Genomic DNA, 15,983 nt, shown 5'->3' with positions numbered 1-15,983 from the left:
CGGCGGTAACACGGGTTCGAATCCCGTACGGGTCACCATTTATGTTGGAGGATTAGCTCAGCTGGGAGAGCACCTGCCTTACAAGCAGGGGGTCGGCGGTTCGAGCCCGTCATCCTCCACCATTTAACTAAATATTATCCGGAGGGGTAGCGAAGTGGCTAAACGCGGCGGACTGTAAATCCGCTCCCTGTGGGTTCGGCGGTTCGAATCCGTCCCCCTCCACCATTTTTTTAAAAAATATTGGGCTATAGCCAAGCGGTAAGGCAACGGACTTTGACTCCGTCATTCGTTGGTTCGAATCCAGCTAGCCCAGCCATTTTTTTTATTTTGAGCAAATAATGCTTAATACATTTGGTAATACTTTTTATTACGAGCCATTAGCTCAGTTGGTAGAGCATCTGACTTTTAATCAGAGGGTCGAAGGTTCGAATCCTTCATGGCTCATTTTTATTTTATATGCGGAAGTAGTTCAGTGGTAGAATACAACCTTGCCAAGGTTGGGGTCGCGAGTTCGAGCCTCGTCTTCCGCTTTCTTTTTGTATATAAAAGCATACCCGGGGCCTTAGCTCAGCTGGGAGAGCGCCTGCCTTGCACGCAGGAGGTCAGCGGTTCGATCCCGCTAGGCTCCACCATACATATATACACTAGCTCTTAGACAATTGTCTAAGAGTTTTTTTATTTTTTCAGTTTGTCTGACTAATTTCTTAGCTATTTCAATCACCGTACTTACTCTAGGAGCTAGGCATCTGTATTTTTTTGCAATTACAAAAAGCTCGATTGAGTATAAATTTATTAATCCATGTCTTATATATATTTCTAACCATTACGGATTATTAATACCAAAGTGGTTAGTAATGTTCATCACATTTTACTCCTATAAAAATGCTCCAACATTCTCTTCTAATATTAAAATAATATTTTTCCATTCTAGCATTCCGTTCATGACATAAAATTTGGCTCTTTTTTTAAGATTGTTGCATTTTGGTATGTAACTTTTAAGACAGAAGTTGATTCGAATGGAAGGGTGCCAGGCTCCTGTGGGAAATGCGGGAAGTCTGAGCCCCCCCACAGGAGCGTATGCGACGAGGAGGCTCAGCTCATGCCCCACGGAAAGAAGCATCCCTACGTTTCAATCAACTTACACATACTGAAATGGCCACAATATATACGAAAACACCCTAAAAATTAAATGTAAGTTACTTTATCAAGTAACTTTTAGAAATCTCACATAGGCATTTGCATATTCAATAATGGAGATAGATTATGGCAGTATTATAACGGCTTATTTACAACAAATTTAGATAAACATAAATTTGAAAATTGAATAACTATTCATAATTTTGTGCAGTTGAACCATTTACACAAAAGATTTAAAATATTTTAAAAGAATAATTTTAGAAAGCGTTTTCATCGCTTATATAAATGAGGGGGATTTTGTGTGAGTAAAGAGATAGCTGTTTTAGGAGTACCATTAGATTTAGGGCAAACTAGACGTGGGGTAGATATGGGAGCAAGTGCTATCAGATATGCTCAATTAATAGAAAGCCTACAATCATTAAATGTTGATGTAGTAGATCACGGTGACATTCCTGTTATCCGTAGAGAAGATGCAATAAAGGATCAAAATGAACACTTAAAAAACTTACAAGAAGTAAAAGAAGTTTGTACTACTTTAGCCAAATCAGTTGATGAAATTTTAACTGCAAAGAAAATGCCTTTAGTATTAGGTGGAGATCATAGTATTGCAATCGGTACATTAGCTGGTGTATCTAAACATTTCAACAATCTAGGAGTAATTTGGTATGATGCACATGGTGATTTAAATACAGAAGAAACATCACCATCTGGAAATATTCATGGTATGTCTTTAGCTGTATCTTTAGGACATGGACATCCACTTCTTACAAACATTGGTGGTTATGCACCTAAAGTTAAACCAGAAAATGTAGTTATTATTGGTGCACGTGATTTAGATGAAGGTGAAAGAGAAATTATTCGTGAGTTAGGTATTAAAGTATACACAATGCACGAAGTTGATAAATTAGGTATGACAAAAGTGATGGAAGAAACATTAGACTACTTAAAAGAGTGTGATGGAGTTCATTTATCACTTGATTTAGATGGGATAGATCCATTATATACTCCTGGAGTAGGAACGCCTGTCCCAGGTGGTATTACTTTCCGCGAAAGCCATTTAGCGATGGAAATGCTATGTGATGCAAATGTTTTAACATCAATTGAATTTGTTGAAGTAAATCCGATATTAGATGAGCGAAATAAAACAGCAGTTGTAGCAGTAGATTTAATTACATCTTTATTCGGAAAGAAAATTCTGTAATATAGGCATAACAAAAAGCGAATCATATTATGGTTCGCTTTTTATTATGCCTATTTTTTTCTGTCTGAGTCTATTCCTGCATAACCAGGTTGCTTTTCTTTTTTAATACATAGATTAGTGATTAGTGATAAAGAATAGAAAGAAAAAGACATGTTAGAAATTTTGAGAAGTTATACGGATTTGTTCGTTTATGGTATAATATGAAGGTTATTGAATCTTATTAAATAAATAGGAGGGTACGTAATGCCTTCTTTTCAAATAGACATATTACATACATTGCAAAATAGTTTAGATATATTATTAGTTTGGTTTGTTATATATAGATTAATTATTATTATACAAGGCACAAAAGCAGTACAGTTATTAAAGGGTGTTACGATTATTATTATCGTAAAGGTCCTGAGTAATTTGTTTGGCCTTCATACACTTCAGTTTTTAATGGATCAGGCATTAACATGGGGATTTTTAGCTGTTATTATTATTTTCCAACCTGAACTTAGAAGAGCTCTTGAACAGCTTGGTAGAGGTGGATTCTTTTCAAGAACTACGCACAATGAACAAAATGAACATGGAAATGTTATTAGTAGTATTGCAAAATCAACTGAATATATGGCCAAGCGTCGAATTGGCGCTCTCATTTCAATCGAAAAACAAACTGGAATGGGCGATTATATTGAATCAGGTATTTCGCTAAATGCTAATATCACTTCTGAGTTGTTAATTAATATTTTTATTCCAAATACACCATTGCATGATGGAGCTGTCATTATTCAAGGCGAAACAATTGCAGCAGCTGGTTGTTACTTACCATTGTCTGAAAGTCCATTTATATCAAAGGAATTGGGAACGAGGCACCGTGCTGCAATGGGAATAAGCGAAGTGACTGATAGTATCACGATTATTGTTTCAGAAGAAACAGGAGCTATTTCAGTTACTAAAAATGGACATCTGTTTAGGGATTTATCTCAAGAGGAATTAATTGCTCATTTGAAATTAGAGCTTAGTTCACCAGAAGATACAACTTCATCTCGTTGGAATTGGAAGGTGAAACGTAATGGATAAATTTATGGATAGTCGTTGGTTTTTAAGAGGTATCGCTTTATTTGTTACATTACTATTATTTATGTCAGTTAATCTAGAACCTCAGCCGAGTAGTACAAATATTGGTGAATTTCCGATATTTTCAGGGTCTAATGTAATTAAAGATGTACCAGTTACAGCTATTTATGATCAAGAAAATCTAATCGTAACAGGAATTCCTGATACAGTTTCTGTTACCTTAGAGGGCCCAAATAGTTTAGTAAAAACGGCAAAACTGAAAAAAGATTTTGAGGTGTATATAGACCTATCGGATTATGCACTAGGAACTTATGAAGTTCCGTTAAAATATAGGAATTTGTCAGATAAAGTGAAGGCAACGATCAAACCTCGAACTGTAACAGTAACTATTAAAGAAAAAATAGAGAAATCTGTTTCTGTTGGGGTTGATTACATAAATCAGGATAAAGTAAAAAATGGGTATCGAGCAGACACACCCGTTGTAAATCCAGCTAAGGTTAGTGTTATTGGGACAGAACAAGAGGTCTCTCAAGTGTCATATGCAAAGGCGGTCGTTGACATTGCAAGGGCCAATCAGACGTTTAGTCAGAATGTAAAGGTACATCTTTACTCAAAGGAAGGGAAAGAAGTTTTTCTAAGATCCAGGCCCAAAACAGTCGAAGTGACAGTTCCAGTGGTATCCCAAGGTAAAACCGTTCCGATTAAGTTTGTACCAACTGGAACATTATTAGATAATCTTAAGTTGAGAAGTATTACTAGCGATACAAATGCAGTGTCAGTTTACGCTCCTCTGAATTGGTTGAATTCATTTTCAGGTCCAATTCAAGTACCTCTAGATTTATCAACTGTATTAGATGATGGTACGTATGAATTAACCGTCCCTTTACCGCCTGGAGCCTTTAAAGTATCACCATCTACTATTCGAGTAAATGTTGTACTTGATAAAGAAGGAGTTAAAAAGTTTTCGAACATTCCAATCCAACTAACTGGAGAAAATAGTAATTTTAACTATAAAATACTATCTCCATCAGATGGGACAGTAGATGTAACTGCAAGAGGGTTCCCAGATCAACTTGGGACTATTCAGAATAAAGATATTTCGGTGACTGCAAAAGTTTCGGACTTAAAAGCAGGTACATACGATGTATCACTATCTATCAGTGCACCAAATAATGTAGTTTATTCATTGAACACGGATACTATTAAAATAGAAGTAACTGAAAAAAGCCCTTCTAAGACAGATAATAAAGCAGGACAAACAACGCAATAAAAGGAGAGTTTATAATGGGTAAGTATTTTGGAACAGATGGAGTACGTGGTGTAGCAAATAAAGAGCTAACGCCAGAGTTAGCGTTTAAAATTGGACGTTGTGGTGGATATGTTTTAACAAAAAATAAAACGAAACCAAAAATTTTAGTTGGTAGAGATACACGTGTTTCTGGACATATGTTAGAAGGAGCACTTGTAGCAGGCTTACTTTCAATTGGAGCAGAAGTTATGCGTTTAGGCGTTATTTCAACTCCAGGGGTAGCTTACTTAACAAAAGTTTTAGGTGCTCAAGCAGGAGTTATGATTTCTGCTTCTCATAATCCAGTTGCAGACAACGGGATTAAATTTTTTGGACCAGATGGTTTCAAATTATTAGATGAACAAGAAGATGAAATTGAACAATTAATGGATGCTGCTGAGGATGAACTACCACGTCCAGTAGGTAATGAATTAGGAGTTGTGAATGATTACTTCGAAGGTGGTCAAAAGTATCTGCATTTCTTAAAAAATACAATCGAAGAAGATTTCTCAGGCTTGTTAGTAGCGTTAGATTGTGCACATGGTGCAACTTCTTCGTTAGCTCCTTATCTATTTGCTGATTTAGAAGCAGATATTGTCACAATGGGTAATAACCCAAATGGCTATAACATTAATGATGGTGTTGGTTCAACGCATCCTGAGGCTCTAGCTGCCCTTGTTAAGGAAAAAGGAGCAAATGTTGGTCTAGCATTTGATGGTGATGGTGACCGACTAATTGCAGTTGATGAAAATGGTGATATTGTTGATGGCGACCAAATTATGTACATTTGTGCAAAACATTTAAATGAAAAAGGGCGCTTAAAACAAAATACGATTGTATCAACAGTAATGAGTAACCTTGGATTTTATAAAGCACTTGAGGCTAACAATATCAAAAGCGCTGTAGCTGGTGTTGGCGATCGCTATGTAATGGAAGAGATGAGAAAAAATGGCTTTAACTTAGGTGGAGAACAGTCAGGTCATATCATCTTCTTAGACTATATTACAACTGGTGATGGCATGCTAAGTGCTATTCAATTAGTTAGCATTATAAAAGAAACTGGTAAACCTCTTTCTCAACTTGCTAACGAAATGAAAAAGTTCCCACAACTATTAATCAATGTTCGTGTGAAAGATAAAAATGAAGCGTTAAACAATGAAAAAATTAAAGAAAGCATTGCAGAAGCTGAGAAAGAAATGAATGGTAATGGTCGTATTCTAGTTCGACCATCTGGTACTGAACCATTAATTCGTGTAATGGCTGAAGCACCAACTGAAGAAGAATGCAAAAAGTACGTTGAACGCATTGTTGAGGTTGTAAAGCAAGAAGCTGGAGAATAATAATAGAATAGGTAATAATTTGTATGCATAGCTTAGCACTTGACTGTTTAGCTATGCATATTTTATTATCGAAACAAACATTAGTAGTTCATAAGTCAAATTTAATTTGACCATTTTATGAAGCTAGTGTATGATAATTTTATTGTTTTCCTAACAAGTAAAGGAGGATAGGTGTAATCAATAGTAATAAAGCGCCAGAACTACACAGACCGAAACAGTGTAGTTGACGAGGTGGAGTTTATCGAAGTTTTCGGCGGGTGACTCCCGGTTGAACATCACAACCGAAATTATTTACGTAAAACACATAGGTGACTATGTGCACAAAAGTAAATAAACTGATGATCGTTAAATTTTGAATTATAATAAATAACTCGCTAATTGAGAAGAGCGGACAATTGAAAGGTAGGTGGATATTGCTTGTAAGTCCTCTACCAAGTAGTACAACATAATGCGGGAATTGAAAATTAAATAAAGTCAAAATTGGACGGTTAGGAAAACAACTTTTCGTTCCTATTCGAATTGTGACTGTCACTTGGACTTACAAAGCAATGAAAAGTATGTGTGGAATCGTAGGATATATTGGAAATGAAAATGCAAAAGAAATCTTATTAAAAGGATTAGATAAATTAGAGTATCGTGGATATGATTCTGCTGGTATTTCTCTTTTAACAGATGAAGGCGTAGAAGTATTTAAAGAAAAAGGCCGTATTGCAGTACTTCGCGACTCAATTCCAACTGCTGCTGATGGACATATCGGAATTGGTCATACTCGTTGGGCAACACATGGTGTACCTAGCAAACGTAATGCTCACCCTCACCAAAGTACAACAGAACGTTTTACGTTAGTACACAATGGGGTAATTGAAAACTATGAGCAATTAAAAAATGACTATTTATCAAACGTAACATTTAATAGTGATACAGATACAGAAGTAATCGTACAACTTATTGAGTATCATGTGAATAAAGGTTTATCTGTTGAAGAGGCTTTCCGTTCAACATTACAATTAATTAAAGGATCTTATGCTTTTGCATTATTAGATAATCAAGATCAAGATGTAATTTATGTTGCAAAAAATAAGAGCCCACTATTAATAGGTGTTGCGGAAGATTTTAATGTTGTTGCTTCTGATGCAATGGCAATGATTCAAGTTACGAATCAATTTATTGAATTAATGGATAAAGAAGTAATTTTAGTACGTAAAGATGGCGTTGAATTAATGGATTTAAATGGTGAACGTAAAGAGCGCGAGCCATTTACTGCACAATTAGATGCTAGTGACATTGAAAAAGGAACATATCCTCATTTCATGTTAAAAGAAATCGATGAGCAGCCACTTGTAATGCGTAATATTATTCAACAATACCAAAATGAGAATCATGAGTTAGTTTTAGATGAAGAAATTCGTAATGCTCTTTTAAAAGCAGATCGTTTATATATCATTGCTTGTGGAACTAGCTACCATGCTGGTTTAGTTGGTAAGCAATTTATCGAAAAAATGGCAGGAATCCCAGTTGAAGTACATGTAGCAAGTGAGTTCTCATACAACATGCCACTTTTATCTGAAAGACCACTTTTCATCTACATTTCACAAAGTGGAGAAACTGCGGATAGCCGTGCAGTATTAGTTGAAACAAACAAATTAGGCCATAAAGCATTAACAATTACAAACGTTCCTGGTTCAACTCTTTCTCGTGAAGCAGACTATACATTAGCTCTTCATGCTGGTCCAGAAATCGCTGTTGCTTCAACAAAAGCTTACACTGCTCAATTAGCTGTTTTAGCAATCGTAGCAGCTGACTTAGCAAAAGCAAAAGGAAAAGATTTCGGATTCAATTTATTAAAAGAGTTAGCGATCGTTGGAACTGCAATGGAAACAATTTGCGGTCAAAAAGACGAATTAGAAAAAATCGCAAAAGAATACCTTGAAACAACAAGAAATGCATTCTTTATTGGACGTAATGTAGATTTCTACGTAAGTCTTGAAGGAGCATTAAAACTAAAAGAAATTTCTTACATTCAAGCTGAAGGCTTTGCTGGTGGCGAATTAAAACATGGTACAATCGCTTTAATTGAAGAAGGTACTCCAGTTGTAGCACTTGCTACACAATCATCAGTAAACTTAAGCATTCGCGGAAATGTAAAAGAAGTTGTAGCACGTGGTGCAAACCCGTGTATCATCTCAATGCAAGGATTAAACATGGAAGGCGACCGTTTCATCTTACCAAAAGTAAATGAAGTACTTGCTCCATTAGTAACAATCCTACCATTACAATTAATTTCTTACTATGCAGCACTTCACCGTGACTGTGACGTGGATAAACCACGTAACTTAGCTAAATCTGTTACTGTTGAGTAATTAAATTTATACCCCTTTAGATATGATTATCTAAAGGGGTATTTTTATGTTTAAAAGAACATTTAAGGTTCAGGGTAGCTTAAAAAGGATTTAACGTTACTGTATAGAATTAATACATTTATAAAGAACTAACTCACAAATTACAACGTTTTTCAGAAATTTATTATTAAAGGAAGTGACTATTATCAAAAAAATAATTTTTTTGATTTTTATCTGCTTTGTTTTAATAGGATGTAGAAAATATGATAATATACGTGATCCAATTTTAGTTGAAAAAATAGATTGGCAGTACTTTACAAAAGAAGGTAAAGGGGATCCTGCTAGTATCCAACAAATAAGAGTATACTCAGATGCTACAAAATATTTTAGAATAGAACGTTTATATTTCCAACAATTTAGCCAATTAATGTTAGATAATTCAAAGAAAATTTATAAGAAACCTAAAGAAAATACAATGAAAATTTATTTTCGATTTATGGAAAATAATTCATTATTAGCATCATTGTACTATGATGTTAATGAGAAATATAATGGAAAAGCATCTACATTTTATGTAGATAAATCATTATTACCTGAACTTGAAAAGATAAAGATAGTGAGCGCACCTGATTAAAATTGAAGATGTCTAAATAAAAAATTATGTAAGTCAACTTTGGGATTCAGAGTGAACTGCATAAATAATCAATTTGTTCGTGGAACGCACTGATTAAATAGGCCGAATGTCTAAAGGGTAATAATCATAAAAAGAAGCTATTTTGAAAAATAATCATAAATAGCTTCTTTTTATTCTGCCTTTTTATCAAGTTTGATTATATATTAACAGTCGAAATCTTATAACAAAATAATTAGTTTTGAAAATGATATTAATAATAATAAATTATGTTAATTTCATATTATAGATTATCATAAATTTACTAAATTTTATGGCGATACTAAATATAACCCACATAATTGTCAAAAAATATGAACAAAGTGTGAAAAAAATTTGATTACAGTTTCCGACTTTTTTGTCGTTAATTTATAGTGAATAACGTACTTAAATTCCAACTTTATTTTAATTATCATTAATAACTATTACTAAATAATCCAATAAAATTAACACTTTTTATTTCCAACTTTTTTGTCTTTTAACAGATATGTTTATCTGGAGGGGTATTTTTATGTCTAAAAGAAAAAGAATATCTAAGGTTCTGGTTAGCTTATAAAGGATATAACATTACTTTATAGAATTAATACATATACAAAGAACTAACAATCTTCTTTTTTGAAAGTGTTGATACAGAATTTAAAATGAAATAAAACTATAGCTCTTTTTTTATATGTTATCTAATCTGTTTTAGTAATACTTATTAAAAAAAAGTTTATTTTAGACATTTACCTACTTGCACGTTACGTAGCGTCATGTTTTATAGTGAAATTACCGGTAAATAAATAGCTAGCACAAACAAAGGAGTTGGTTATGGAACGGAATTGGAAAGTGGGGGACCTCGCCAAGTTATCGGGGGTCACCATTCGAACTTTACGATACTATGATCAAATTGGCTTGTTTTCACCATCAGATCAGACTCAGTCTGGGCATAGGTTGTATAATGAATCCGACTTAATACTCCTTCAACAAATCTTATCTCTTAAGGAGTTAGGCTTATCACTTGAAGAAGTGAAATCAGTACTAGCGGGGGATCATTACAGTCCACTAGAGATTGTTACCCTTCAAAAGAGCCGGATTAAAGAACAGATCAAGCAACAGCAAAAACTCCTAGATCAGCTAGAGTATGTTTCTAAGTTGATGAAGCAAAAGACACCTTTAACGATTGAAGATTTCACAACTCTATTGCAAGCCATGAAAATTAGTCATGAAAAACTAACCGTTCAGTGGAAGACAAATTGGGAAAGCCGATTGGATTTGCTAGGAGATTTTCTGGATGAAGAAAATGAAATGAAGAAATCAAAGGAGGATGAACCATGACCGAACACTTTGTTAAGCACGCTACTTTTGTCGTCGAGCGAACTTATCCAGCTCAGGCTTCAAAAGTCTATAACTCTTGGGCAGACCCAGTTGCAAAAGCTAAATGGTTTTCAAAACCGGAAATTTTTGAATTCCGAGTTGGCGGGCGCGAATATAGTAGTGGAGGACCCCCTAAAGGGCCAATCTTTATCTATGATGCGTGTTATCAAGAACTTATTCCTGATCAGCGAATTGTGTATACTTATAATTTGGATTCGGAAGGTAAGCGCATTTCCGTATCAATCGTAACAGTTGAGTTTATATCAACCAATGATGGCACACAGCTAATCTTTACCGAACAAGGTGCATTTTTTGACGGTTACGATACTCCGGAAAGTCGAGAACATGGAACGAAAGTTATGCTCGATGAATTAGGAAAGTTATTCTAACGGGAGGAATGTATAATGAAAGAGAGTATAAGTGCAAATGAAATTATAACATCGCGTGTCTTCGAAGCCCCAGTGGAACTAGTTTTTCAAGCATGGACAAATCCTGAATATATAGCTAGATGGTGGGGTCCTAATGGATTCACCAATACGTTTCATGAGTTCGAACTGAAACCTGGTGGTAATTGGAAATTTGATATGCACGGGCCAGATGGCACGACTTATGCTAACCATATTATTTTCGTTGAAATTTTACCTTTAAAGCAGATCGTTTTAAATCATGTGTCAGCACCAGAATTTCTGATTACAGCTACTTTCGAGGACATGGGCAGCAGTACAAGAGTCACACACCGTCAACTATTTAAGAAAACGTCAGTGTTCGAGAATGTAAAGTCAATATGCATAGAAGCCAATGAACAGAATTTTGATCGGTTTGCTGAATTGTTAAATGGAATGACCATCTAGTTTTGTTAAGTATTTTTGCTAAAAGTAGCTTACCGCATCATGGTAGGCTACTTTTAAGGTTGTAACCATATTACGACTTTTCTTAATTGTAAACAAAAATAGTGACAACACTGGAATGTGAAAAAGTGAATTTAAAGGAACGGGTTCTTGTGTTTAATAAGACTCATTCGAATGATCAAACTCTTTTAATCAAACTTCATGTATCTAAAAACCTGGTTAGTAATTTTCTAACCAGGTTATTTTTTTGTAATATGCTAAGCCTCTCATTTTTATAAAAACGTTTATGTTTTATTCCTCGTTACCTGGCTCCTAAATCCTAGAAAAGAACAAATTATGAATAAATAATTAATAATTAAAAAAATTTGTTTCACGTGATGTCTTATTTTTAGATAGAATTACAAGGTACATATCAAAAATTACTGCAGTTTGATAGTTTTTTAGAGAAGGTACTATTAAAAAATAGAGGTTTTTTAAGTAGCTTAATACTGGAAAGTACCAATTATTAAGAGTTTATAAAGAAATTAAAAAAGTTAGTTAATCATGATTATAATGGGAATTGAAAGAGGGATAGCTGATGAATGAGAGGGAAACTATTTTACTAGTGGAAGATGACAAGGAAATCGCGCGAATTGTTTGTGACCACCTAAGGAAGGAAGGGTACAAGGTGACATGGGCGTCAACTGGTAAAGAAGGCTGGGATGATTTCAAACATGACCATTATGACCTTGCTTTAGTAGATTTGATGCTTCCAGAAATGGACGGGTTTACTCTTTGTAAAAGGATTCGCTTGGAAAGTGATGTACCGTTGCTGATCGTGAGTGCTAGACATGAGGATGAGAATAAAATCCGAGGGCTTGACCTTGGGGCGGATGATTATTTGACAAAGCCATTTAGCTTGGTGGAGTTGAGTGCAAGAATTTCTTCCCATTTACGACGCTATCGCCGCTATACGAAGAAGGATCATCATGGAAGCATGCTCAACTTTTTGCACGGACTATCTATCGATTATTCAAAAAATGTCGTGTACTTGAATGAGGAGCCGCTGCTGCTTACATCGAAAGAAGAGGATTTACTCTATCTGTTAGCAAAAAATCCGTTTAGAACGTTTACGAAATCGGAACTGTATGAGCATATTTGGCAGCAGGATGATATGGATGGAAATAACACGGTAACAGTTCATATTAAAAGCCTTCGTACTAAACTGCAGGATGAAACGCGATCTGCCAAATTTATTCAGACCGTCTGGGGTGTAGGCTACCGCTTTATAGGTGAACAAGCAGGATGAAAATAAAATATTGGTTAATGATTAGTTATTTTCTTGTCATGCTATTGCCGGTTGCCGCACTCTATTTTCTGTATGTCACCATCAGTAACTTCGATCAAAAGCAAGATATGATTGAGTTTATGGAAGTAAATAAGAAATTAATCGAATTAGAACCCTTACTAAAGGATCCATCTCTCTATCAAAGTCAACATGACGCCCAATACAAAGCCATTCAGAAGTATGCAAGTGATACAGTAAAAATCTCATTGTTTCGTTCTGATGGATTTATGTTATTTTCCTCGATTGAGGATTCCATTCCAAGCTGGCAATCCAGTGATGTAGACAATCTGTATAAAGACTTAAATGTGGTACAGAAAAATCTGCGAACTTATATAGTGAAAAAGCCTGTATTTGCAGAGGGCAAACCTGTTGGAATTTACGAGTTAACGATTGGCCGTAGCACATGGGTCGAAGGAGTAAATAATCGTACTTTGTTGCTAGTTAGTCTATTTGGCGGTTTTTTTATCCTAATTTATGTCGTTGTTGTTATGCTCTTAAATCGAAAGTTTAATCGGCCGTTGCAGCATTTACGATCACAAATGACAGCGTTTGCGAAAGGTCAGACTGTACAAATGGAAATTAGAACAGGAAAGGATGAAATTGGTGAGGTACTTACACATTTTCATCAAATGAGAGCACAATTGGAACAAACACAGTATGTACTTTCTCTTCAGCAAAAGGAAAAGGAATTTATTGTTGCGGCCTTATCCCATGATTTAAAAACACCGCTAACGGTTATTCAAGCGTATGCAGAAGCATTGCAAACTGAAAATAAGTTATCTGAAAAAGAAAGGCTAGAGTACCGGACGATTTTATTTGAAAAACTTGCTTATATGAAACAAATGCTTGATGATTTAGCCGTCTATACAGCACTGCAATCTGTACAGGAAAAGCCGGAATTGGTTGAAGTAGACGGGGAGGAATTCTTCGACATGCTTTTGTCGGGCTATGAACAGCCATGTAAAGATAAGGGTATCAGCTTGGATATATTTCAATGTGTTCAGTCTACCTATGATGTTAATGTCAAACAGATGATGCGGGTAATGGATAATTTGATGGCGAATGCCATCCGTCATACTGATCCGGGGAAAAGAATCTGGCTGGCAGCGATTTCGCCGGATACGGACCTTCCAGACTTTGTATTCCCTCCATTTTTTCAAGAAGTAAATGCTTGGAGAATGGGTGGAACGCTACTCATTATTCAAAATCAAGGAAATGCTATTCCGATTGAAATGCAAGAGAGCATTTTTCAACCTTTTGTACAAGGTGAAGGGGCAAGAGGAAAGGGCGGTAGCTCAGGACTCGGGCTAAGTGTGGCAAAAATGCTAATGGAGCAGCATGATGGAAAAATAAAGCTTTGGTCAACAGCAGGATATGGAACATTAGTAGCTTGTTGGCTAAACGAAAGGAAGGTTACGAGAAATGAAGATTAAAAACTTACTAATTGGTGCAACGTTATCTATCGGTTTATTAGGAGGATGCTCTGGAGGAATGACTGTCTCCGCAGAGAAAATTGTTTCAAATGTGCTAGAAGCTGACAAGAAAGTTGATGCCTATTATGGCAAATCTGAAATGAAAGTCTACAAGGGTAAAGAGGTCACTGAGCATATAATGATGGAAGAATTTGTTAGCAATGACCAAAAAAGAAAGGTGATAACAACCGATCTTAAAAAAGATAATCAAAAAACGGTTGCACTTAACGATGGGAAAAAGGTGATTATTTACGAACTAGGAAGCGATAAAGCTATGAGTATGACATTTTCAGATGAGGAAGTCCCAGTATCGATGAGCCCGAAAGAACAATTTACAAAGATGCTTGAGGGAATGGGGAAAACCCATACGTATAAAGTGGTAGGAGAGGAAAAGATCCTTGGTCTTAATACTTACCATTTAAAGTTAAAAGCTAAATCGAAGAATTCCGTTTTAGGTGATATGGAATTTTGGGTAGATCAAAAAACTTGGTTTATAGTGAAGTCGATTACCAATTCAGGTGAGAACCGAACTGAAACGGAATACAAAAAGCTGGACTTCTCTCCTAAATTCGCGAAAGATACCTTTATCCTAAAGCTGCCAAAAAACGTAAAAGTCGAGAACCTAGATAATAATCTAAAGCCAATGACCGGAACTGTCGCAGAAGCAGAGAAAGCGCTGGGAGAACCGTTTCTTATTTTTGATGAAAAGGCAGCAAAATTGGAAATGGTAGAATGGTTAAACCTAAAGGGAGAATTGAATCGAACCGAAGTAACGATTTATTATAAGACACCTGAAGGATCCGCTTTTACTTTGTCAATTTTTCCTACACCGAAGGAAAAGGGTATGAAAATAGAAGGGGAAGATTCTAAAATTCGAGGACAGCATGCTGGCTATATGGAAGAAATCCGCGCAGTAACATGGGATGAAAACGGTATGCGCTATACAATTATGGCGGAACAACCTGATCTTAGCCTGGAAAAAATGAGTAAATTAGCTGAAAGTATGCATCTTTCTACAAATAAATAAGGCGGAATTTAAAACAAAATTCGATTGTTTAAAATACAGTGTGATTAATAATAACCTCTTACGGTATGATATCTGTAAGCGGTTATTTTTATTTTTCAGAATAACAGGTTAGTAAGTGAAACTGCAAAAATAATATTACTAATCTGATCGACAGTAAAAATCCATGCATGTGTGCCTTGGGAAAATATTATTTAATAAGGTTCGTATCCATTTAATGAAAAAAGTGCTATTCTTTTGGTAGATAGATTGAGAGGCTGGTGTAAAAGCTATGAATATTCTTGAAACAGAGCGTCTTGCCCTTCGCGTACAAACAATTGATGATGCGGCGTTTATCCTTGAGCTTATGAATACTCCATCTTGGCTCAAGTTTATAGGTGATCGTGGTATAAGAACGATAGAGGACGCAAAGGCCTATATTTTGAATGGGGCGATTCGCATGTATGAACAACATGGGTTCTGTCTTTTTTTAGTGGAAAGAAAAGAGGATCATGTCCCGCTTGGGATCTGCGGTCTAATAAAAAGAGATACGTTAGAAGATGTGGATATTGGATTTGCATTTCATCCAAAACATTGGGCAAAAGGATATGCTTATGAAGCAGCTTCTGCAGTGATGGAATATGGAAAAGATACATTGGGGCTAAAACGTATTGTAGCAATCACTGATCAAGACAATCATGCTTCGGCTAAGCTGCTAGAAAAGGTAGGGTTGCAGTTTGAAAGATTGATTCAACTGTCGAATGACTCTGAAAAACTTAAGCTTTTTGCGTTTAATAAATGAAAAAAAGTACCATCACTATAATAAAATGTACCCTATAGAATAGACACTTAAAAAAAGTCTACCTATAGGGTACTTTTTTGTATAATAAGAAAAAATGGAAATTGGGGAAAAGTTAGAATGAGTAAAAAGCTATTTACAGAG

Annotated in this window: 13 protein-coding genes and 6 tRNA genes; all 19 read left to right on the top strand. The window is 35.4% G+C overall.

All coding sequences use genetic code 11. The features are described 5' to 3' along the window. Positions 1 to 46 precede the first annotated feature (46 nt). The 19 genes from J5Y03_RS19420 to J5Y03_RS19330 all read left to right on the top strand — a co-directional run bounded on the left by J5Y03_RS19420 (position 47) and on the right by J5Y03_RS19330 (position 15,842). Positions 47 to 122, top strand: a tRNA-Val gene (locus J5Y03_RS19420). A gap of 18 nt (positions 123 to 140) precedes the next feature. Then, positions 141 to 225: transfer RNA gene (locus J5Y03_RS19415), tRNA-Tyr, on the top strand. 16 nt (positions 226 to 241) lie between these two features. Next, positions 242 to 316, top strand: a tRNA-Gln gene (locus J5Y03_RS19410). Positions 317 to 371: 55 nt separating this feature from the next. Next, positions 372 to 444: transfer RNA gene (locus tag J5Y03_RS19405), tRNA-Lys, on the top strand. A 14-nt stretch (positions 445 to 458) separates the two neighbouring features. Further along, positions 459 to 530, top strand: a tRNA-Gly gene (locus tag J5Y03_RS19400). Between the two features lie 26 nt (positions 531 to 556). Next, positions 557 to 632 (top strand) — tRNA-Ala (locus J5Y03_RS19395). An 806-nt stretch (positions 633 to 1,438) separates the two neighbouring features. Further along, positions 1,439 to 2,338, top strand: a complete 900-nt coding sequence (rocF, locus tag J5Y03_RS19390) for an arginase (RefSeq protein WP_209407652.1) — start codon at positions 1,439 to 1,441, stop codon at positions 2,336 to 2,338. A 243-nt stretch (positions 2,339 to 2,581) separates the two neighbouring features. Continuing rightward, positions 2,582 to 3,400, top strand: coding sequence for a diadenylate cyclase CdaA (gene cdaA / locus J5Y03_RS19385; protein ID WP_209407651.1), 819 nt, complete (start codon positions 2,582 to 2,584; stop codon positions 3,398 to 3,400). Next, positions 3,393 to 4,667: a CdaR family protein gene (locus J5Y03_RS19380; protein ID WP_209407650.1), complete on the top strand. Its 1,275-nt coding sequence runs from the start codon at positions 3,393 to 3,395 to the stop codon at positions 4,665 to 4,667. Before cdaA ends, J5Y03_RS19380 begins: the two co-directional genes overlap by 8 nt. Before the next feature lie 14 nt (positions 4,668 to 4,681). Next, a complete protein-coding gene (glmM, locus tag J5Y03_RS19375; protein ID WP_209407649.1) occupies positions 4,682 to 6,025 on the top strand; it encodes a phosphoglucosamine mutase in 1,344 nt (447 codons plus the stop codon). Positions 6,026 to 6,582: 557 nt separating this feature from the next. Next, on the top strand, positions 6,583 to 8,385 hold the full coding sequence (gene glmS, locus J5Y03_RS19370) for a glutamine--fructose-6-phosphate transaminase (isomerizing) (RefSeq protein WP_209407653.1): 1,803 nt from the start codon (positions 6,583 to 6,585) through the stop codon (positions 8,383 to 8,385). 202 nt (positions 8,386 to 8,587) lie between these two features. Next, positions 8,588 to 8,998 (top strand): hypothetical protein, encoded by a 411-nt coding sequence (locus J5Y03_RS19365; protein WP_209407648.1) that lies wholly within the window; start codon positions 8,588 to 8,590, stop codon positions 8,996 to 8,998. A gap of 846 nt (positions 8,999 to 9,844) precedes the next feature. Then, positions 9,845 to 10,351, top strand: a complete 507-nt coding sequence (locus J5Y03_RS19360; RefSeq protein ID WP_209407647.1) for a MerR family transcriptional regulator — start codon at positions 9,845 to 9,847, stop codon at positions 10,349 to 10,351. Then, entirely contained in the window at positions 10,348 to 10,779 is a 432-nt protein-coding gene (locus J5Y03_RS19355) for an SRPBCC family protein (RefSeq protein WP_209407646.1), read from the top strand. Before J5Y03_RS19360 ends, J5Y03_RS19355 begins: the two co-directional genes overlap by 4 nt. Positions 10,780 to 10,794: 15 nt before the next feature. Further along, entirely contained in the window at positions 10,795 to 11,241 is a 447-nt protein-coding gene (locus tag J5Y03_RS19350) for an SRPBCC family protein (RefSeq protein ID WP_209407645.1), read from the top strand. Between the two features lie 574 nt (positions 11,242 to 11,815). Further along, on the top strand, positions 11,816 to 12,526 hold the full coding sequence (locus J5Y03_RS19345) for a response regulator transcription factor (protein ID WP_209407644.1): 711 nt from the start codon (positions 11,816 to 11,818) through the stop codon (positions 12,524 to 12,526). A 107-nt stretch (positions 12,527 to 12,633) separates the two neighbouring features. After that, a complete protein-coding gene (locus J5Y03_RS19340; RefSeq protein WP_245208980.1) occupies positions 12,634 to 13,998 on the top strand; it encodes a sensor histidine kinase in 1,365 nt (454 codons plus the stop codon). Next, a complete protein-coding gene (locus J5Y03_RS19335) occupies positions 13,988 to 15,064 on the top strand; it encodes a LolA family protein (protein WP_209407642.1) in 1,077 nt (358 codons plus the stop codon). The genes J5Y03_RS19340 and J5Y03_RS19335 overlap by 11 nt, the downstream gene beginning before the upstream one ends. Positions 15,065 to 15,332: 268 nt before the next feature. After that, entirely contained in the window at positions 15,333 to 15,842 is a 510-nt protein-coding gene (locus J5Y03_RS19330; protein ID WP_209407641.1) for a GNAT family N-acetyltransferase, read from the top strand. The last annotated feature ends 141 nt before the right edge of the window (positions 15,843 to 15,983 follow it).

It is taken from the genome of Gottfriedia endophytica (assembly GCF_017814275.1).
Lineage (GTDB): Bacteria > Bacillota > Bacilli > Bacillales > Bacillaceae_G > Gottfriedia > Gottfriedia endophytica.
Note: the sequence above shows the minus strand (reverse complement) of the source record. Positions and strands in the feature narration are given on the sequence as shown.